Genomic DNA, 18,992 nt, shown 5'->3' with positions numbered 1-18,992 from the left:
TTTTTTTCACGACAGTAGTAGGTGTAATGGCTCAGATCACCCCCATAGAGTTCGACGTCCCTCCACAAGAGAGTGACACCTTTGTGCCGATGAAAGGCGTCAGCAACTGCCATTTGCAGACCATGCTGCCGCGTCTTCTTCGCCGCAAAGTGCTGTTCACGCCTCACTGGCAGCGCCTGGAGTTGCCGGACGGGGATTTTGTCGATCTGGCCTGGAGTGAAGATCCCAATCAGGCACGGCACAAACCACGCCTTGTGGTGTTTCATGGCCTGGAAGGTAGCCTGTACAGCCCTTACGCCCACGGTCTGATCAACGCGGCTAAACAGCGAGGCTGGCTCGGCGTGGTGATGCATTTTCGCGGCTGCAGCGGCGAGCCCAACCGCAAAGAGCGCATCTATCACTCCGGCGAAACCGAAGACGGCACCTGGTTCCTCTCCTGGCTACGCCGGGAGTTTGGCGAAGTGCCAACCGCCGCCGTTGGCTATTCACTCGGCGGTAACATGCTCGGCTGCCTGCTGGCGAAAGAAGGTGAGAATACGCCGCTGGATGCCGCCGTTATCGTTTCCGCCCCCTTTATGCTGGAAGCCTGTAGCTACCACATCGATAAAGGCTTCTCACGTGTGTATCAGCGCTATCTACTGAACCTGCTGAAGGCAAACGCCGCCCGTAAGCTGAAAGCCTATCCCGGTACGTTGCCGGTGGATCTCAAACGCCTGAAGAGCGTACGCCGCATCCGGGAGTTTGACGATTTAATCACCTCGAAAATCCACGGCTTCGCCGATGCGATCGACTATTACCGCCAGTGCAGTGCCATGCCTGTACTGAGCAAGATAACGAAACCGACGCTGATCATTCACGCCAAGGACGATCCGTTTATGGATCACCACTCCATCCCCGCGCAGGAAGAGCTTCCGCCGAATATTCTGTATCAGCTGACGGAATACGGCGGCCACGTCGGGTTTATTGGCGGCACGATCCGTCGCCCGGAAATGTGGCTCGAAAAGCGCATTCCGGACTGGCTGAGCCGCTTTCTGGGGAAAGTGGCATGATTATCCCCTGGCAGGATCTGGCTCCCGAAACGCTTGATAATCTGATTGAAACCTTTGTGTTGCGCGAAGGCACCGATTATGGTGAACATGAACGTTCGCTTGAAGATAAAGTCGCCGATGTAAAACAACAATTGCAGCGTGGGGACGTCGTTCTGGTGTGGTCCGAACTGCACGAAACGGTGAATATCCTCCCCCGCACTCAATTCCACGGCTGACTATACTCATCACTATTGCTGATTCAGGGAGTCGTCATGTCTGCCAAACACCCGGTGATCGCCGTAACGGGCTCCAGCGGCGCAGGAACTACCACCACCAGCCTCGCCTTCCGTAAAATCTTCGCCCAGCTCAACCTGAAGGCCGCGGAAGTCGAAGGCGACAGCTTTCACCGCTATACCCGCCCCGAAATGGACATGGCCATCCGCAAAGCCCGCGATATGGGTCGCCACATCAGCTATTTCGGCCCGGACGCTAACGACTTCGGCCTGCTGGAGCAGACGTTTCTCACCTACGGCCAGAGCGGGCGAGGCCAGTCACGAAAATATCTGCACACCTATGACGAAGCCGTACCGTGGAATCAGGTACCGGGCACCTTTACGCCGTGGCAGCCGCTTCCAGAACCCACCGACGTGCTGTTTTATGAAGGGCTGCACGGCGGCGTGGTGACGCCTCAACATGATGTGGCGAAACACGTCGATTTGCTGGTCGGCGTCGTGCCTATTGTGAACCTCGAGTGGATCCAGAAACTTACCCGCGATATGAGCGAGCGCGGGCATTCGCGTGAAGCGGTAATGGATTCCGTCGTCCGCTCCATGGAAGACTACATCAACTTCATTACCCCACAGTTTTCCCGCACGCATATCAACTTCCAGCGCGTACCGACAGTAGATACCTCAAACCCGTTTGCCGCCAAAAGCATCCCGTCGCTGGATGAAAGCTTTGTGGTGATCCATTTCCAGAACCTGGGCGACATTGATTTCCCCTGGCTGCTGGCGATGCTGCAGGGCTCATTCATTTCTCACATGAATACATTGGTGGTGCCGGGCGGGAAGATGGGGCTGGCGATGGAGCTGATTATGACGCCGCTGGTCGAGCGGTTAATAGAAGGTCGGGCGATATAAATTGCAAAACCTTCTCTGAAGAGAAGGTTTTTAATGTTTGCTCCCTCTCCCACGGGGAGAGGATCGGGGTGAGGGCATCAGGCCGTAGAGGGCATTACCCTTCCACCACTTCAAACGAGTGGGTGATTTTCGCCGCTTTCTCCAGCATCAGCGCCACAGAGCAGTATTTTTCCGCAGACAGATCCACCGCACGCGATACCGCAGCTTCTTTCAGATCTTTACCGGTCACGATGAAGTGCAGGTTGATGTGGGTAAACAGGCGCGGCGCTTCCTCGCGACGCTCTGAAGTGAGCTTCACTTCACAGTCCGTCACGTCATGACGGCCCTTTTGCAGGATGGAAACAACGTCTATCGCACTGCACCCCCCTGCTGCCATCAGCACCATTTCCATCGGGCTTGGCGCTTTATCCCCGGAGTTGCCGTCCATCAGGATCTGGTGGCCAGAAGCTGACTCACCGAGGAAGGTTAAGCCTTCAACCCATTTCACACGCGCTTGCATAATTGTTAACTCCAGAGTTGCAATTTTCCTGACAGATTACGCGCACATAACAAATCTCGCAACGGAAGGCGACGTGCGTCATGCTGAAGCGAGACACCAGGAGACACGCGGCAAAAGCTATGCTAAAACAGTCGGGATGCTACAGTAATACATTGAAGTAATGCATGTATGCAGAGGACATCAGACAACAGGCTGCAGTCAAATCCGACAGCCGACTTCCCAGGTACAGGGAAGGATATGAATGCAAAGCCAGTGGCAGTGTCGTGTCTGCCGCTGGAGTCAGCTTATAACAGAGGATAACCGCGCATGGTGCTTGGCAAACCGCAAACAGACCCTACCCTTGAATGGTTCTTGTCTCATTGCCATATTCATAAGTACCCCTCCAAGAGCACGCTGATTCACCAGGGTGAAAAAGCAGAAACGCTGTACTACATCGTGAAAGGCTCTGTGGCAGTACTCATCAAGGACGAAGAAGGCAAAGAGATGATTCTCTCTTACCTCAACCAGGGCGATTTCATCGGTGAGCTTGGCCTGTTCGAAGAAGGCCAGGAGCGTAGTGCATGGGTCCGGGCGAAAACCGCCTGTGAAGTGGCTGAAATTTCCTATAAAAAATTCCGTCAGCTTATCCAGGTGAATCCGGATATTCTGATGCGCCTCTCTTCTCAGATGGCACGTCGCCTGCAGGTCACTTCTGAAAAAGTAGGTAACCTTGCCTTCCTCGACGTTACCGGTCGTATCGCGCAGACGCTGTTGAACCTGGCAAAACAGCCCGATGCCATGACCCACCCGGACGGTATGCAAATCAAAATCACCCGTCAGGAAATCGGTCAGATCGTGGGCTGCTCCCGTGAAACCGTTGGCCGTATCCTGAAAATGCTGGAAGATCAGAACCTGATCTCCGCGCACGGCAAAACCATCGTCGTTTACGGCACCCGCTAAGTTCGCTTGACGGCGTATTGCTCCTGCAGTACGCCGTTTTTGTCTCTACTGCTATTGCTATGTGGCGCAGGCTAATTTATCACCCGGAAATTAACTACGCACTGCGGCAAACCCTGGTGTTATGCACCCCTGTGGCTATCGGCCTGGTGCTGGGGTATCTCAAGTACGGTCTGCTGTTCTCCTTAGTCCCGGCCTGCTGCAACATTGCCGGTCTCGACACGCCCCACAAGCGCTTCTTTAAACGCCTGATTGTTGGTGGTTCGCTGTTTGCCGGATGCAGCCTGGCGGTACAGCTGCTGCTGGCACACACCGTGCCGCTGCCCTTAATTCTGACCGTCCTGGCAATGACCCTGGGCGTTACCGCCGAAATCAGTTCGCTGCATGCGCGTCTGCTGCCCGCATCGCTGATCGCCTCGATTTTTACGTTGAGCCTCGCGGGTAACATGCCTGTCTGGCAGCCGCTGCTTATCTACGCGCTGGGCACGCTGTGGTACGGGCTGTTTAACTGGTTCTGGTTCTGGATGTGGCGCGAACAGCCCCTGCGCGAGTCCCTGAGCCTGCTTTACCGCCAGCTGGCCGATTACTGCGAAGCCAAATACAGCCTGCTGACCCAGCACACCGATCCGGAAAAAGCGTTGCCACCGCTGCTGACTCGCCAGCAAAAGGCCGTTGATCTCATTACCCAGTGCTATCAGCAGCTGCATATGCTCGCCGCTAACAAAAACCACGATTATAAACGCCTGCTGCGCGCCTTTCAGATGGGGCTCGATTTACAGGAGCACATCTCCGTCAGCCTGCATCAGCCCGCCGAGGTGCAAAAGCTGGTCGAGCGTAGCCACGCCGAAGCGGTGATCCGCTGGAACGCACAAACCATCGCCGCACGTCTGCGGGTGATGGCCGATGACATTCTGTATCACCGCTTTCCGCTACGCTTTAGCATGGATAAGCAGATCGGCGCGCTGGAAAAGATCGCCCGCCAGCATCCGGATAATCCCGTCGGGCAGTTTTGCGTCTGGCACTTTGGCCGCATTGCGCGGGTACTACGCATGCAAAGACCGCTCTACCCACGCAACCTGATGGCTGATAACGAGCGACGCCTGCCGCTGTTTGCCGCGCTGAAAAGTTATCTGTCACTAAAATCAGCTGCACTGCGCAATGCGGCGCGCATCAGCGTCATGCTGAGCATCGCCAGCCTGATGGGGTCCGCGTTGCACCTGCCCAAACCTTACTGGATCCTGATGACGGTTCTTCTGGTCACGCAGAACGGCTACGGCGCAACGAGGGTACGAATTTTTCACCGCGCAGCAGGCACGCTTGCCGGGCTGACCATCGCCGGTATCACATTGCACTTTCATGCCCCTGAAGGCTACGCGCTGGCGGCCATGCTGATTATTACGCTGGTGAGCTATTTGATTATCCGTAAAAGCTACGGCTGGGCGACCGTCGGTTTTACGGTCACCGCGGTGTATACCATTCAGCTGCTGACGCTGAATGGCGATCAGTTCATTGTCGCCCGCCTGATCGACACGCTGATAGGCTGCCTGATTGCCTTTGGTGGCATGGTCTGGCTCTGGCCGCAGTGGCAAAGCGGATTGCTGCGAAAGAATGCCCAGCAGGCGCTGGAAGCGGATCAGGAAGCCATTCGCCTCATCCTCAGCAACGACCCGCAGGCACCCGCGCTGGCGTATCAACGTATGCGGGTGAATCAGGCGCACAACGCGCTGTTTAACTCGCTAAATCAGGCGATGCAGGAGCCCGGCTTCAACTCTCACTATCTGGCAGATATGAAACTGTGGGTGACGCACAGCCAGTTCATCGTTGAGCACATCAACGCGATGACCACGCTTGCGCGCGAGCACAACATGCTGACGGAAGATCTGGCGGAGCGCTATTTACAGTCCTGTGAAATTGCGCTGCAGCGCTGTCAGCAGCGGCTGGAGTATGACGAGCCGGGCGGTAGCGGAGATACGAACATCATGGAGTCAGCGGAGGTGCTGACCCACGGGCCGTTAAGCACCGTGGAGCAGCATTTACAGCGGATTCTGGGCCACCTCAGCACCATGCACACCATTTCGTCGGTGGCATGGCGCCAGCGTCCACATCATGGGATTTGGTTGAAGCGTCGGGCATAAAAATCATCCCACTATCTTCTTAACCGCCGCAGCAAAGCGTTTCATCCCTTCTTCGATATCTGCGTTATCCACCACCAGCGATGGCGCGAAGCGCATCACATCCGGCCCAGCATTGAGCACCATCACGCCCTCATGCGCCGCAGCGTGCAGAAAATCACGCGCCCGCCCTTTGTACTGCGGCTTCAGCTCGGCGCCAACCAGCAGGCCCATACCGCGCACGTCGCTGAATACGTCCAGCTCAGCGTCAATCTGCTGAAGATGCTTCACAAAAAGTTCGCGTTTGGCATTCACGCCGTTCAGCACGTCCTGGGTATTGATAATATCGAACGCCGCTTCAGCCACCGCGCACGCCAGCGGATTACCGCCGTAGGTCGAACCATGTGAGCCGACATGGAATGCGCTGGCAATCTCTTCAGTGGTAAGCATTGCGCTAACCGGGAAGCCGCCACCCAGCGCTTTAGCACTGGTAAGGATGTCCGGCGTCACGCCGTAATGCTGATAAGCGAACAACGAGCCGGTACGCCCCATGCCGCACTGCACTTCATCAAACACCAGCAAAGCCTGATGTTCGTCGCACAGCGCGCGCAGCCCTTTGAGGAACTCCGGCGTGGCCGCCATAACGCCACCTTCACCCTGAATAGGCTCCACAACAACCGCACAGGTATGGTCATCCATCACCGCTTTCACCGCGTGCAGATCGTTGAACGGCACGTGAATGATATCGGCGGGCTTCGGCCCAAAGCCGTCAGAATATTTTGGCTGTCCGCCAACCGACACGGTAAACAGCGAGCGGCCATGGAACGCGTTGTGGAAAGCAATGATTTTGGTTTTGAACGGGCTGTGGCGTACGCAGGCATAATGGCGCGCCAGCTTGAAGGCCGTTTCATTGGCTTCAGTGCCGGAGTTCATAAACACCACGCGTTCGGCAAACGTGGCAGCCACAAGCTTACGGCCCAGGCGCAATGCGGGTTCATTGGTGAACACATTGCTGGTATGCCACAGCGTTTCGCCCTGAGTTTTCAGCGCTTCGACCAGCGCGGGATGACAATGCCCCAGCGCGGTCACCGCAATTCCCCCGGCGAAATCAACGTACTCTTTGCCCTGCTGATCCCAGATGCGGCTACCTTTGCCCTTCACCGGGATAAATTCTGCCGGGGCATAAATAGGCAGGATCACTTCATCAAACGTGGCACGGGTAATTGCAGCTTGTTCAGTCGCCATGACAATCCTCTTACGCAGCAATGATTATGAAAATATAATCACGAAATATGCATAATAAATCACACCATGGCAAGGCGTATTATCGCAGGAGGAAGTTTTCCAGCAGCCTGTGCCCCTGCTCACTGAGAATGCTTTCGGGATGGAACTGAACGCCCTCAAGGTCCCATTCCCGATGGCGAATCCCCATAATTTCACCGGTGTCGCTACGGGCGCTGATGTCAAAGAGAGGTGGAAGAGTTGGCGGATCGATGACCAAAGAATGGTAGCGCGTGACGGTGAGTGGGTTATTCAGTCCGCTGAAAACGCCCTGGCCGCTGTGCGTAATCGGGGAGGTTTTCCCGTGCATAACTTTTGCTGCGCGCACGATGGTGGCACCAAAGACCTGGGCAATGGCCTGATGACCCAGACAGACGCCAAGAATGGGCGTTTTGCCGGCATAGTGGCGGATTACCTCCAGCGAAATACCGGATTCATCCGGCGTGCAGGGGCCGGGAGAAATGACGATTTTAGTCGGAGCAAGCGCAGCTATTTCATCCAGCGTGATGTCATCGTTACGCCTGACCAGCACCTCTGCACCGAGCTCACAAAAATACTGGTAAAGGTTCCAGGTAAACGAATCATAGTTATCAATAAGCAGGATCATGGCGGCTCCGGTGACATCAAACCGCGCTATTCTACCCAGTTTCCTGCGCTTCGTTGACCACTTTAGCAAACAGCGTTATTAGCGGCTGCAAATCCCCCATCGCCCCGCTCTGGTTCGCCTGGCTCCAGGCATCCGGTGAGATATCGCCCCAGTGCAGCACGTATCCGGCATGGATGGCCAGTTGCTCAAAGAAGATGCGTTGCGCCAGGCCATTCCCAAGACGGAACGGATGCAGAACATTTATTTCGCAGTAATAATGCGCCAGCCGGGCGACAAACTCCTCGCGCCCAAGCCCCGTCAGATATGCCTCTTCTTCGAGGTCACGCATCAGCGCATTGCCCTCTTTTTCAATCCAGGCGAAATGGCAGAACGGCGTGTCGCCCTGATAGATATCGACTTCCCGATATTTCCCGGCCCAGTCAAACACGTCCTGATAGAGCTGCTGGTGAATGGCGCAGAGCCAGGGCAGGCCACGAGTGGCTGGACCAAGACCCAGTGTTGCCGCACGAAGCGATGTTAACTCGTAGGCGGCCTGTTCCAGTCGGTGCGCCTCATGAATACCGAGACGATTGCGCATAACATTGAGGCCGGAATAGAGGTAAGGATCGCGATCGTCACCGATTTTATCGCTCATAGTGCCTCCGAAGTTCCTCAATGCGCGCCAGCGCCTCGTCGCTGCTCAGCGTCACTAACGGCGTGTCAACGCCTTCCAGACGGCGACTGGCCTGGAAATTAGCGTTACGGGTCTTCTCCCAGAGGCGGGATTTTTGCTTATCGGTAAGCTTTTTCATCTGGACCTCCCTGACGGTTCCCCTTTTGCCACAAGTATAAGCAGCAATTTCAGGTTACGCAGAAAGGCCAGCACAGAGCGGGCTCGGCAGCCCGCACAGGACAGATTTACGGCAGAACTTTTGCAGAGAGGATAACTATAGGTTTTGTCGGCACATTCTGGTACGGGCCAACGTCGTGAGAAGGCACCTGAGAAATCTTATCGGCCACATCCATCCCTTTCACAACTTTACCAAATACCGCATAGCCGAAATCACGCTGGCCGTGATCGAGGAAAGCGTTGTCCGCCACGTTGATGAAAAACTGGCTGGTTGCGCTGTCTTTGTCGGCGGTACGCGCCATGGAGATGGTGCCACGGGTATTACGCAGGCCGTTGTCGGCTTCGTTCTTAATCGGCGGGTTCGGCTGCTTCTGCTGCATCTGTTCGGTAAAGCCGCCGCCCTGAATCATAAAGCCCGGGATCACGCGGTGGAACGTGGTATTGCTGTAAAACCCGCTGTTGACGTAGTTCACAAAGTTTTCCACGGAAACAGGCGCTTTTTCGCTGTTCAGCTCAAGCTCAATATTACCGGCAGACGTTGTCAGCAGGACGTGCGGGTCGGCTTTTGCGGCCAGTGCCACAGAGGAAACGGCCGAAAGTGCAAATACAGCCGCCACGGCAGCCAGAGTAGATTTGAGCATGTGAATTCCTTAAAACGGGAACGAGAGAGTCTGCGAATCGCTTGATTCTAAAAGGCTCTCGACTCGCAGACCAGCCTTTTACTCAAGTTTACGTAACAGAAACAGTTGTAACCTGGCAGACGGCAGCCCCTGCACTGCAGGAATGTGATAGAAGTCACTTAACATTAGGAATTATTTCATCGATTTCATAATAAACATTTGCCTCGGTCACTGTTATGCATAAAATCTGTCCACCCCACGCATTGTCAATGCGTCTTACAGTTCTATTCACAGGCCAGTCATGACTAACAGCAATCGCATCAAGCTCACATGGATCAGCTTCTTCTCCTACGCCCTGACCGGGGCGCTGGTGATCGTCACCGGAATGGTGATGGGCAATATCGCAGATTATTTCCATCTGCCGGTTTCCAGCATGAGCAACACCTTCACCTTCCTGAACGCCGGTATTCTCATTTCTATCTTCCTCAACGCCTGGCTGATGGAAATCGTACCGCTGAAAACCCAGCTGCGCTTTGGCTTTATTCTGATGGTGCTCGCCGTCGCCGGTCTGATGACCAGCCACAGCCTCGCGCTGTTCTCTGCCTCGATGTTCGTGCTCGGACTCGTCAGCGGGATCACCATGTCGATCGGGACCTTCCTGATTACCCATATGTATGAAGGCCGCCAGCGTGGCGCACGCCTGCTGTTTACTGACTCCTTCTTCAGCATGGCGGGCATGATCTTCCCGATGGTTGCCGCTTATCTGCTGGCGCGCAGCATCGAATGGTACTGGGTTTATGCCTGTATCGGACTGGTTTACGTGGCGATTTTCATCCTGACCTTCGGCTGTGAATTCCCGGTGCTGGGGAAAAAAGCAGAACAGAATGCACAACCTGTCGCCAAAGAAAAATGGGGCATCGGCGTGCTGTTCCTGTCGATTGCAGCCCTGTGCTATATCCTCGGCCAGCTGGGCTTTATCTCCTGGGTACCTGAGTATGCGAAAGGTCTGGGCATGAGCCTCGGCGATGCGGGCAAGCTGGTAAGTGACTTCTGGATGTCTTATATGTTCGGCATGTGGGCGTTCAGCTTTATCCTGCGCTTCTTCGACCTGCAGCGCATTCTGACCCTGCTGGCAGGCCTCGCTACCGTCCTGATGTATCTGTTCATTAATGGTTCGCCGGACAACATGCCGTGGTTCATTCTGACTCTGGGCTTCTTCTCCAGCGCGATTTACACCTCAATCATTACGCTGGGTTCCCTGCAGACCAAAGTGGCTTCGCCAAAACTGGTGAATTTCGTCCTCACCTGCGGCACCATCGGCACCATGCTGACCTTCGTGGTCACCGGCCCGATTGTCGCCCATAGCGGCCCGCTGGCCGCCCTGCACACCGCCAACGGCCTCTACGCCGTGGTGTTCGTAATGTGCTTCGTTCTTGGCTTTGTCAGTCGCCACCGCCAGCACAACACGGCAGCAGCGACCCACTAAGGTCAGACCCTACGCCCCTTTGCGTTCCGTGAAGGGGCTGTTTCGCGTAAAGAACACCTCTTCCCCGCCGTTGTCCATCTGCACCCAGGTTTGCGCCAGCTGCGTCGTCGCAATCACTCTTCCCTGACGAATCGACCAGCGCACCGGCACCTGGCAGCGCACCGCTTCAAAGCCATTTTCCGCAGGTAAAATAATCAGGTTCGCCGTATTCCCCACTTCGATGCCGTAATCCGCAAGGCCAAACGTGCGTGCGCTGTTGTGCGTAATCAGGTTCAGCCCATCGTTGATTTGCTGATACCCCATCATCTGGCAAACGTGTAGCCCCATATGCAGTACCTGAAGCATGTTGCCGGTACCGAGCGGATACCACGGGTCAAATACGTCGTCATGACCGAAACAGACGTTAATGCCCGCGGCAAGCAGCTCTTTCACACGAGTGATGCCACGGCGTTTCGGGTAATCGTCAAACCTGCCCTGCAGATGAATATTCACCAGCGGGTTGGCAACAAAGTTGATACCCGACATCTTCAGCAGTCGGAACAGTCGCGAGGTATACGCGCCATTATAGGAATGCATCGCCGTGGTGTGGCTGGCGGTCACGCGTGGGCCAATGCCGTCTTTCAGCGCCAGCGCGGCAACCGTTTCGACAAAGCGCGACTGCTCATCGTCGATTTCATCGCAGTGGATATCGAGCGGCCGGTTGTATTTTTTCGCCAGTGCGAACGCGATATGCAGCGACTCCACGCCGTATTCGCGCGTGAATTCAAAGTGCGGGATAGCACCGACTACATCCGCCCCAAGCTGAAGCGCTTTTTCCAGCAGCACCGCGCCGTCGGGATAGGAAAGAATCCCCTCCTGCGGGAAGGCGACGATCTGCACGTCAACCCAGGGCGCGACTTCTTTCTTCACTTCCAGCATCGCTTTGAGCGCCGTCAGCGTCGGATCGGATACGTCCACATGCGTGCGCACAAACTGGATACCGTTGGCGATTTGCCACTTCAGGGTTTTCCAGGCGCGCGCTTTTACGTCTTCGTGGGTGAGCATCGACTTACGTTCCGCCCAGCGCTCAATGCCCTCAAACAGCGTCCCGGACTGGTTCCAGCTCGGCTCTCCGGCGGTCTGCGTTGTATCCAGATGAATATGCGGCTCGATAAACGGTGGAATGGCCAGGCCGCCGCGGGCATTGAGGACCTCTAAACTTTCGTGCCGGGTTTCCCCCATCGGGATAATCGAGTGGAAGCGTCCCTCCTCAATCCCCAGCTGCCACAATCCTTCGCGCCCCGGCAAACGCACGTTTTCAATCAGCCACAACGGTGTTGTACCCATTTTTATTCTCCCGCGAATCGACGCGCTGAACGCTCTGATCCAGCCGTAGGTTAAAACCCGCACTTTTTGTCTGTTATTTCACCAGAACAGAAAAGTCTGACATTTCCGAAACTTATAAAAATCCTGATAAATCAATAAACTACCCATTAAGGAGTAGATAAAGGCGTAATTGATGTATATCAATAAGTCACCATGCTGAATCGTTAAGGTAGGCGGTAATAGAAAAGAAATCGAGGCAAAAATGAGCAAAGTCAGACTCGCAATTATCGGTAACGGCATGGTCGGCCACCGCTTTATTGAGGATCTTCTCGATAAAGCCCCCGCCGATCAGTTTGAGATTACCGTCTTCTGTGAAGAACCCCGTATCGCCTACGACCGCGTCCATCTTTCATCTTACTTCTCTCACCACACGGCGGAAGAACTTTCGTTGGTACGTGAAGGGTTTTATGAGAAGCACGGCGTAAAAGTACTGGTGGGCGAACGCGCCATCACTATTAACCGCCAGGAGAAGGTGATTCACTCAAGTGCGGGTCGTACCGTGTTTTACGACAAGCTGATCATGGCCACCGGCTCTTACCCGTGGATCCCACCGATCAAAGGCTCTGAAACGCAGGATTGCTTCGTTTACCGCACCATTGAAGATCTGAATGCCATTGAAGCCTGCGCCCGTCGCAGCAAGCGCGGCGCGGTCGTCGGCGGTGGCCTGCTAGGCCTCGAAGCCGCAGGTGCCCTGAAAAACCTCGGTGTTGAAACCCACGTCATCGAATTTGCTCCGATGCTGATGGCAGAACAGCTCGACCCAATGGGCGGCGACCAGCTGAAGCGTAAAATCGAAAGCATGGGCGTGAAGGTCCATACCGGCAAAAATACTCAGGAGATCGTGCAGGAAGGCACGGAAGCGCGTAAAACCATGCGCTTCGCCGACGGCAGCGAACTCGAAATCGACTTCATCGTCTTCTCCACCGGCATTCGTCCACGCGACAAGCTGGCAACCCAGTGCGGCCTGGCAACCGGTCAGCGCGGTGGGATCATGGTGAATGACACCTGCCAAACCTCCGACCCGGATATCTATGCCATCGGCGAATGCGCCAGCTGGAACAACCGCGTTTACGGCCTGGTGGCACCGGGCTACAAAATGGCTCAGGTTGCAGTCGACCACATTCTCGGCAAAGAAAATGCCTTTGAAGGCGCAGACCTCAGTGCCAAGCTGAAGCTGCTGGGCGTGGACGTTGGCGGTATCGGCGATGCGCATGGCCGCACGCCGGGCGCACGCAGCTACGTTTATCTCGACGAAAGCAAAGAAGTCTACAAACGCCTGATCGTCAGCCCGGATAACAAAACCCTGCTCGGCGCGGTGCTGGTTGGCGACACCAGCGACTTCGGCAACCTGCTGCAGCTGGTGCTGAACGCCATTGAGCTGCCTGAAAACCCGGATGCGCTGATCCTACCCGCCCATGCCGCAAGCGGCAAGCCGGCTATCGGCGTCGACAAACTGCCGGATAGCGCGCAGATTTGCTCCTGCTTCGACGTGACCAAAGGCGATTTGGTCAGCGCCATCAACAAGGGCTGCCATACCGTTGCCGCGCTGAAAGCCGAAACCAAAGCTGGCACCGGCTGTGGTGGTTGTATTCCGCTGGTTACCCAGGTGCTGAACGCCGAACTGGCGAAACAAGGCATTGAAGTTAATAACAACCTTTGCGAGCACTTCGCTTTCTCCCGCCAGGAGCTGTACCACCTGATCCGCGTCGAAGGCATCAAAACCTTCGACGAACTGCTGAAAAAATACGGCAAAGGCTACGGCTGCGAAGTTTGTAAGCCTACCGTTGGTTCCCTGCTGGCTTCCTGCTGGAATGAGTACATCCTCAAACCGCAGCACACGCCGCTGCAGGACACCAACGACAACTTCCTCGCCAACATCCAGAAAGACGGCACCTACTCGGTGATCCCACGCTCCGCTGGTGGTGAAATTACGCCAGAAGGCCTGATGGTCGTTGGCCGTATCGCGCAGGAATTTAATCTCTACACCAAAATCACCGGCTCCCAGCGTATCGGCCTGTTCGGTGCCCAGAAGGACGACCTGCCGGAAATCTGGCGTCAGCTGATTGAGGCGGGCTTCGAAACCGGCCACGCATACGCAAAAGCGCTGCGCATGGCAAAAACCTGCGTCGGCAGCACCTGGTGCCGCTACGGCGTGGGCGACAGCGTCGGCTTCGGCGTTGAGCTGGAAAACCGCTATAAAGGCATCCGCACCCCGCACAAAATGAAGTTTGGCGTGTCGGGCTGTACCCGTGAATGTGCGGAAGCCCAGGGCAAAGACGTCGGCGTTATCGCGACAGAAAAAGGCTGGAACCTGTACGTTTGTGGTAACGGTGGCATGAAACCGCGCCACGCAGACCTGCTGGCGGCCGATCTCGATAAAGAAACGCTGATCAAATATCTCGACCGCTTCATGATGTTCTACATCCGTACCGCCGACAAACTGACCCGTACCGCACCATGGCTCGATAACCTCGAAGGCGGTATCGACTACCTGAAAGCGGTCATCATCGACGACAAGCTCGGCCTGAACGACCATCTGGAAGAAGAGCTGGCGCGCCTGCGCGATGCTTTCGCCTGCGAGTGGACGGAAACCGTCAACAGCCCGGCTGCGCAAACTCGCTTCCAGCACTTTGTGAACAGCAAGCAGCGTGACCCGAACGTGCAGATCGTGCCTGAGCGCGAACAGCATCGTCCGGCCACGCCGTTCGAACGTATCCCGGTCACTCTGGTGGAGGAAAACGCATGAGCCAGTGGGTAAACATTTGCCACATCAACGACATCCTGCCGCAGACCGGCGTGTGTGCGCTGGTTGGCCACGAGCAGGTGGCGCTTTTCCGCCCGTATCATGACGAGCAAATCTTCGCTATCAGCAACATCGATCCGTTCTTCCGCGCCAGCGTCCTCTCCCGCGGGGTGATCGCCGAACACAACGGTGAGCTGTGGGTAGCCAGCCCGCTGAAAAAACAGCGCTTCCGCCTCAGCGACGGTCTGTGCATGGAAGATGAAAGCCACTCCGTTGCGCATTTTGATGTGCGTGTTAAAGACGGTCAGGTACAATTAAAAGCCTGATGTCCCCTCCGGCGGCGCTCTGCCGCCGGATTTGTTTTCCCCTTCTATCGGCGAGATTCCCATGGATCACTTACCCATTTTCTGCCAGCTGCGCGATCGTGACTGCCTGCTCGTTGGCGGTGGCGATGTTGCGGAACGCAAAGCCCGACTGCTGCTGGATGCAGGCGCACGCCTGACGGTAAACGCACTCGACTTCGTTCCCCAGTTTCGCGTGTGGGCCGAAGCGGGCCTTCTGACTCTGGTCGAAGGGGAGTTTGATTCCTCGCTGCTGGATCCTTGCTGGCTGGCGATTGCCGCGACCGATGACGATGCGGTGAACGCCTGCGTCAGCGCAGAGGCCGAAAAACGCCGTATTTTCTGCAACGTGGTCGACGCGCCAAAGCAGGCGAGCTTTATCATGCCGTCAATCATCGACCGTTCGCCGCTGATGGTGGCCGTCTCTTCCGGCGGTACATCGCCGGTGCTGGCACGCCTGCTGCGAGAAAAACTCGAAGCGATCCTGCCTCAGCATCTTGGCCAGGTTGCTCACTACGCAGGTAAGCTGCGCGGGCGAGTGAAACAGCAGTTTGCGGGCATGAGCGAGCGTCGCCGCTTCTGGGAAAAGCTGTTTGTGAACGATCGCCTGGCACAATCGCTGGCAAATCAGGACGAACAGGCCATCGCTGAAACCACAGAGCGTTTACTCAGCGAACCACTGGACAACCGGGGTGAGGTGGTGCTGGTCGGCGCCGGACCGGGAGATGCCGGACTGCTGACGCTCAAAGGCTTACAGCAGATCCAGCAGGCGGACATCGTGGTCTACGACCGCCTGGTCTCCGATGACATCATGAACCTGGTTCGCCGCGATGCCGATCGCGTGTTCGTCGGCAAACGCGCGGGCTATCACTGCGTGCCGCAGGAAGAAATTAACCAGATCCTGCTGCGTGAAGCGCAAAAAGGAAAACGCGTGGTGCGCCTGAAGGGTGGCGATCCGTTTATCTTTGGCCGCGGCGGCGAAGAACTGGAAACGCTGTGCAACGCGGGTATCCCTTTCTCTGTGGTGCCAGGGATCACCGCCGCGTCAGGCTGTTCAGCCTATGCAGGCATTCCGCTGACGCACCGCGATTACGCCCAAAGCGTGCGGCTGGTCACCGGCCACCTGAAAACCGGGGCCGAGCTCGACTGGAATAACCTGGCCGCCGAAAAACAGACGCTGGTGTTCTATATGGGCCTGAATCAGGCGGCAACCATTCAGCAAAAGCTGCTGGAGCATGGCATGCCGTCGGATATGCCCGTCGCCCTGGTGGAAAACGGAACGGCCATCAGCCAGCGCGTGGTGAGCGGCGAACTGTCACAGCTCAGCGAGCTGGCGCAGCAGGTTGCCAGTCCGGCATTGATTATCGTCGGGCGCGTGGTGGCCCTCAGGGAAAAGCTGAACTGGTTCTCTCACCACTAAAACGCAAAAAGGCAGGTTTCCCTGCCTTTTTTCTTGCCGGATGGCGCTGAAGCACGCCCGTCATAGAAGTTAGGTTTCGCAATCAAACGTAGACCGGATAAGCATAGCGCCATCCGGCAATGCCCGTGCAGACGAAGTGCCCCGGGCAATCTCAGTTACGGTTTCGCAACAAAACCAATCGCTTTATACACCGCTTTCAGCGTTTCTGCAGCCTGCGCGCTCGCCTTCTGCGCACCGTCACGCATGATCTGCTGCAGCAGCGCTTCGTCGTTGCGGAAGCGGTGATAACGCTCCTGCAGCTCAGTCAGCATGCCGGACACCGCTTCGGCCACTTCGCCCTTCAGGTGACCGTACATTTTCCCTTCGAAGTGCTGCTCCAGCTCAGAAATGCTCTGCCCGGTGACGCCGGAGAGAATATCCAACAGGTTGGAAACCCCTGCTTTGTTCTGCACGTCGTAGCGCACTACTGGCGGTTCGTCGCCGTCGGTCATTGCACGCTTGATCTTCTTCACCACGGATTTCGGATCTTCCAGCAGGCCGATCACGTTGTTGCGGTTATCGTCTGACTTGGACATTTTCTTGGTCGGCTCCAGCAGCGACATCACGCGCGCGCCGGATTTCGGAATGAACGGCTCAGGCACTTTAAATACGTCACCGTACAGGGCGTTAAAGCGCTGGGCGATATCACGGCTCAGCTCCAGATGCTGCTTCTGATCTTCACCCACTGGTACCTGGTTAGTCTGATACAGCAGAATGTCGGCGGCCATCAGCACCGGGTAGTCAAACAGACCGGCGTTGATGTTTTCGGAGTAACGTGCGGATTTATCCTTGAACTGGGTCATGCGGCTCAGTTCACCGAAGTAGGTGTAGCAGTTCAGCGCCCAGCCCAGCTGTGCGTGCTCCGGCACGTGAGACTGAACGAAAATAGTGCTCTTTTGCGGGTCGATACCGCAGGCCAGATAGAGCGCCAGCGTATCCAGCGTTGCCTTACGCAGCTTTTCCGGATCCTGACGAGCGGTGATGGCATGCAGGTCAACGATGCAGTAGATGCAGTGATAGTCATCCTGCATGTTCACCCACTGACGCAGCGCACCCATGTAGTTACCAATGGTCAATTCACCGGACGGCTGTGCGCCACTAAATACGATGGGCTTAGTCATTTTTCACTTCCTGAGTTTCACTGTGCGGGAGCCCGAGCAAGGGCAACAAATCGTTAAAATGGTCAAATACGAAGTCGGGGTTGCTGTCGGCGATAGCTTCACCGTAGTTGTAGCCGTATGTCAGGCCTACGGAACAACAACCGGCCGCAGAGGCGGCAAGAATGTCATTGCGCGAATCACCAACGAACAGAAGCGCTTCCGGGGTGAGGCCAAGCTTATTGGCCACCAGCAGCAGCGGCTCCGGATGCGGCTTTTTGTTCTGCACGTCATCGCCACCGACGACAACGGAGAAATATTTAGCGATATCTAATGCTTCAAGAATCGGTGCCACGAACGGTGATGGCTTATTCGTCACCAGCGCCAGCGGCAAACCTTTCGCATGCAGCACTGCCAGAGTTTCGGCAACTGCCGGGAACAGATAACTGCCCTCTTCGGCAAATTCAGCATAATAGCGGTCAAACAGTTTGCGCAGCACGCGCAGCTGCTCTTCCTGTGGGATATCCGCATGATCGACGGAAGGTTTTCCCTGCTGACTACGCAGCGTAGCACGCTCCTGGCGAGCCCACTTCAGCGCTCGCTCCATCAGCACATCGGCACCATTACCAATCCAGGTAATCACGCGTTCTTCGCCCGCGGTGGGCAGTTCGAGCGCGTACAGCGCGCTGTCCACCGCGGCGGTTAATCCAGGCGCGCTGTCGACCAGCGTACCGTCGAGGTCGAAAGCTACGCTCCGAATTGTTTCTGATTTACTCATGACTTACCTTTGCCAGTTCACTGCGCATTTCATCAATCACTTTCTTGTAGTCTGGCTGATCGAAGATCGCCGACCCGGCAACGAACATATCCGCACCCGCCGCCGCAATTTCGCCGATGTTGTTCGCCTTCACGCCGCCGTCAACCTCCAGGCGAATATCCAGACCAGACACATCAATTCGACGACGAACTTCACGCAGCTTTTCAAGCGTGTGCGGAATGAAAGACTGGCCACCAAAGCCCGGGTTGACGGACATCAGCAGGATCACGTCAAGTTTATCCATTACGTGATCGAGGTAGCTCAGCGGCGTGGCCGGGTTCAGCACCAGCCCCGCTTTGCAGCCGTGCTCTTTAATCAACTGCAGGGAGCGATCAACATGCTCAGACGCTTCCGGGTGGAAGGTGATAATGCTGGCACCCGCCGCCGCGAAATCAGGAATGATGCGGTCAACGGGTTTGACCATCAGATGCACGTCAATCGGGGCGGTGATGCCGTATTTGCGCAGCGCTTTCAGCACCATCGGGCCCATCGTCAGGTTCGGTACGTAGTGGTTGTCCATCACGTCGAAGTGAACCACATCGCCGCCTGCGGCCAGGGCTTTCGCAGTATCTTCACCCAGACGGGCAAAGTCGGCCGACAGAATCGAAGGGGCAATCAAATACTGTTTCATCCG

Annotated in this window: 19 protein-coding genes; 9 read left to right on the top strand and 10 right to left on the bottom strand. The window is 56.1% G+C overall.

Going from position 1 to position 18,992, the window contains the following annotated elements; all coding sequences use genetic code 11:
* Window positions 1-26: 26 nt before the first annotated feature.
* The 3 genes from AB1287_RS16525 to AB1287_RS16515 are packed head-to-tail and all read left to right on the top strand — an operon-like array spanning window position 27 to window position 2,167.
* A complete protein-coding gene (locus tag AB1287_RS16525; RefSeq protein ID WP_435618462.1) occupies window positions 27-1,049 on the top strand; it encodes a hydrolase in 1,023 nt (340 codons plus the stop codon).
* Window positions 1,046-1,264, top strand: a complete 219-nt coding sequence (locus AB1287_RS16520; RefSeq protein WP_312628456.1) for a YheU family protein — start codon at window positions 1,046-1,048, stop codon at window positions 1,262-1,264. The genes AB1287_RS16525 and AB1287_RS16520 overlap by 4 nt, the downstream gene beginning before the upstream one ends.
* 36 nt (window positions 1,265-1,300) lie before the next feature.
* Window positions 1,301-2,167 (top strand): phosphoribulokinase, encoded by an 867-nt coding sequence (locus tag AB1287_RS16515; RefSeq protein ID WP_312628454.1) that lies wholly within the window; start codon window positions 1,301-1,303, stop codon window positions 2,165-2,167.
* 94 nt (window positions 2,168-2,261) lie between these two features.
* On the opposite strand, the gene AB1287_RS16510 is transcribed toward AB1287_RS16515, so the two are convergent.
* Window positions 2,262-2,666: an OsmC family protein gene (locus AB1287_RS16510; protein WP_097163476.1), complete on the bottom strand. Its 405-nt coding sequence runs from the start codon at window positions 2,664-2,666 to the stop codon at window positions 2,262-2,264.
* A 306-nt stretch (window positions 2,667-2,972) separates the two neighbouring features.
* On the opposite strand from AB1287_RS16510, the gene crp reads away from it, so the two are divergent.
* Both crp and AB1287_RS16500 read left to right on the top strand, forming a co-directional pair.
* Window positions 2,973-3,605 carry a cAMP-activated global transcriptional regulator CRP gene (crp, locus tag AB1287_RS16505; RefSeq protein ID WP_000242758.1) on the top strand — a complete coding sequence of 211 codons (633 nt, stop codon included), beginning with the start codon at window positions 2,973-2,975 and terminating at the stop codon, window positions 3,603-3,605.
* Window positions 3,606-3,664: 59 nt separating this feature from the next.
* The gene (locus AB1287_RS16500) at window positions 3,665-5,737 is read left to right on the top strand and encodes a YccS/YhfK family putative transporter (protein WP_435618461.1); all 2,073 of its coding nucleotides are present in this window, start codon (window positions 3,665-3,667) and stop codon (window positions 5,735-5,737) included.
* 3 nt (window positions 5,738-5,740) lie between these two features.
* On the opposite strand, the gene argD is transcribed toward AB1287_RS16500, so the two are convergent.
* The 5 genes from argD to ppiA form a co-directional block, all read right to left on the bottom strand.
* On the bottom strand, window positions 5,741-6,958 hold the full coding sequence (gene argD / locus AB1287_RS16495) for a bifunctional acetylornithine/succinyldiaminopimelate transaminase (protein ID WP_435618460.1): 1,218 nt from the start codon (window positions 6,956-6,958) through the stop codon (window positions 5,741-5,743).
* A gap of 79 nt (window positions 6,959-7,037) precedes the next feature.
* A complete protein-coding gene (pabA, locus tag AB1287_RS16490) occupies window positions 7,038-7,601 on the bottom strand; it encodes an aminodeoxychorismate synthase component 2 (RefSeq protein ID WP_435618459.1) in 564 nt (187 codons plus the stop codon).
* 31 nt (window positions 7,602-7,632) lie between these two features.
* Entirely contained in the window at window positions 7,633-8,235 is a 603-nt protein-coding gene (locus AB1287_RS16485) for a putative adenosine monophosphate-protein transferase Fic (RefSeq protein WP_435618458.1), read from the bottom strand.
* Window positions 8,225-8,392 (bottom strand): YhfG family protein, encoded by a 168-nt coding sequence (locus AB1287_RS16480; protein ID WP_312628448.1) that lies wholly within the window; start codon window positions 8,390-8,392, stop codon window positions 8,225-8,227. Before AB1287_RS16480 ends, AB1287_RS16485 begins: the two co-directional genes overlap by 11 nt.
* Before the next feature lie 106 nt (window positions 8,393-8,498).
* Window positions 8,499-9,071 (bottom strand): peptidylprolyl isomerase A, encoded by a 573-nt coding sequence (gene ppiA / locus AB1287_RS16475; RefSeq protein WP_312628446.1) that lies wholly within the window; start codon window positions 9,069-9,071, stop codon window positions 8,499-8,501.
* Window positions 9,072-9,351: 280 nt separating this feature from the next.
* Between ppiA and tsgA the strand changes: the two genes are divergently transcribed.
* The gene (gene tsgA / locus AB1287_RS16470) at window positions 9,352-10,536 is read left to right on the top strand and encodes an MFS transporter TsgA (RefSeq protein WP_435618457.1); all 1,185 of its coding nucleotides are present in this window, start codon (window positions 9,352-9,354) and stop codon (window positions 10,534-10,536) included.
* A 9-nt stretch (window positions 10,537-10,545) separates the two neighbouring features.
* Here the strand turns inward: tsgA and AB1287_RS16465 are convergent, their stop codons facing one another.
* A complete protein-coding gene (locus tag AB1287_RS16465; RefSeq protein WP_312628444.1) occupies window positions 10,546-11,862 on the bottom strand; it encodes a cytosine deaminase in 1,317 nt (438 codons plus the stop codon).
* Window positions 11,863-12,103: 241 nt separating this feature from the next.
* On the opposite strand from AB1287_RS16465, the gene nirB reads away from it, so the two are divergent.
* The 3 genes from nirB (at window position 12,104) to cysG (ending at window position 16,405) form a co-directional block, all read left to right on the top strand.
* Window positions 12,104-14,647, top strand: a complete 2,544-nt coding sequence (gene nirB / locus AB1287_RS16460) for a nitrite reductase large subunit NirB (RefSeq protein ID WP_312628443.1) — start codon at window positions 12,104-12,106, stop codon at window positions 14,645-14,647.
* Complete coding sequence (gene nirD / locus AB1287_RS16455; protein ID WP_435618456.1) at window positions 14,644-14,970, top strand: nitrite reductase small subunit NirD; 327 nt, start codon at window positions 14,644-14,646, stop codon at window positions 14,968-14,970. The genes nirB and nirD overlap by 4 nt, the downstream gene beginning before the upstream one ends.
* A gap of 61 nt (window positions 14,971-15,031) precedes the next feature.
* Window positions 15,032-16,405: a siroheme synthase CysG gene (gene cysG / locus AB1287_RS16450; RefSeq protein WP_435618455.1), complete on the top strand. Its 1,374-nt coding sequence runs from the start codon at window positions 15,032-15,034 to the stop codon at window positions 16,403-16,405.
* Window positions 16,406-16,560: 155 nt separating this feature from the next.
* Here cysG and trpS read toward each other — a convergent pair whose 3' ends face one another.
* Genes trpS through rpe form a run of 3 tightly spaced genes read right to left on the bottom strand, consistent with a single transcriptional unit; the run spans window position 16,561 to window position 18,989 of the window.
* The gene (gene trpS / locus AB1287_RS16445) at window positions 16,561-17,565 is read right to left on the bottom strand and encodes a tryptophan--tRNA ligase (protein ID WP_312628440.1); all 1,005 of its coding nucleotides are present in this window, start codon (window positions 17,563-17,565) and stop codon (window positions 16,561-16,563) included.
* A complete protein-coding gene (gph, locus tag AB1287_RS16440; protein ID WP_435618454.1) occupies window positions 17,558-18,319 on the bottom strand; it encodes a phosphoglycolate phosphatase in 762 nt (253 codons plus the stop codon). The genes trpS and gph overlap by 8 nt, the downstream gene beginning before the upstream one ends.
* On the bottom strand, window positions 18,312-18,989 hold the full coding sequence (rpe, locus tag AB1287_RS16435) for a ribulose-phosphate 3-epimerase (protein WP_312628438.1): 678 nt from the start codon (window positions 18,987-18,989) through the stop codon (window positions 18,312-18,314). The genes gph and rpe overlap by 8 nt, the downstream gene beginning before the upstream one ends.
* Between the last annotated feature and the right edge of the window lie 3 nt (window positions 18,990-18,992).

It is taken from the genome of Scandinavium sp. UTDF21-P1B, from assembly GCF_040750395.1.
GTDB lineage: Bacteria > Pseudomonadota > Gammaproteobacteria > Enterobacterales > Enterobacteriaceae > Scandinavium.
Note: the sequence above shows the minus strand (reverse complement) of the source record. Positions and strands in the feature narration are given on the sequence as shown.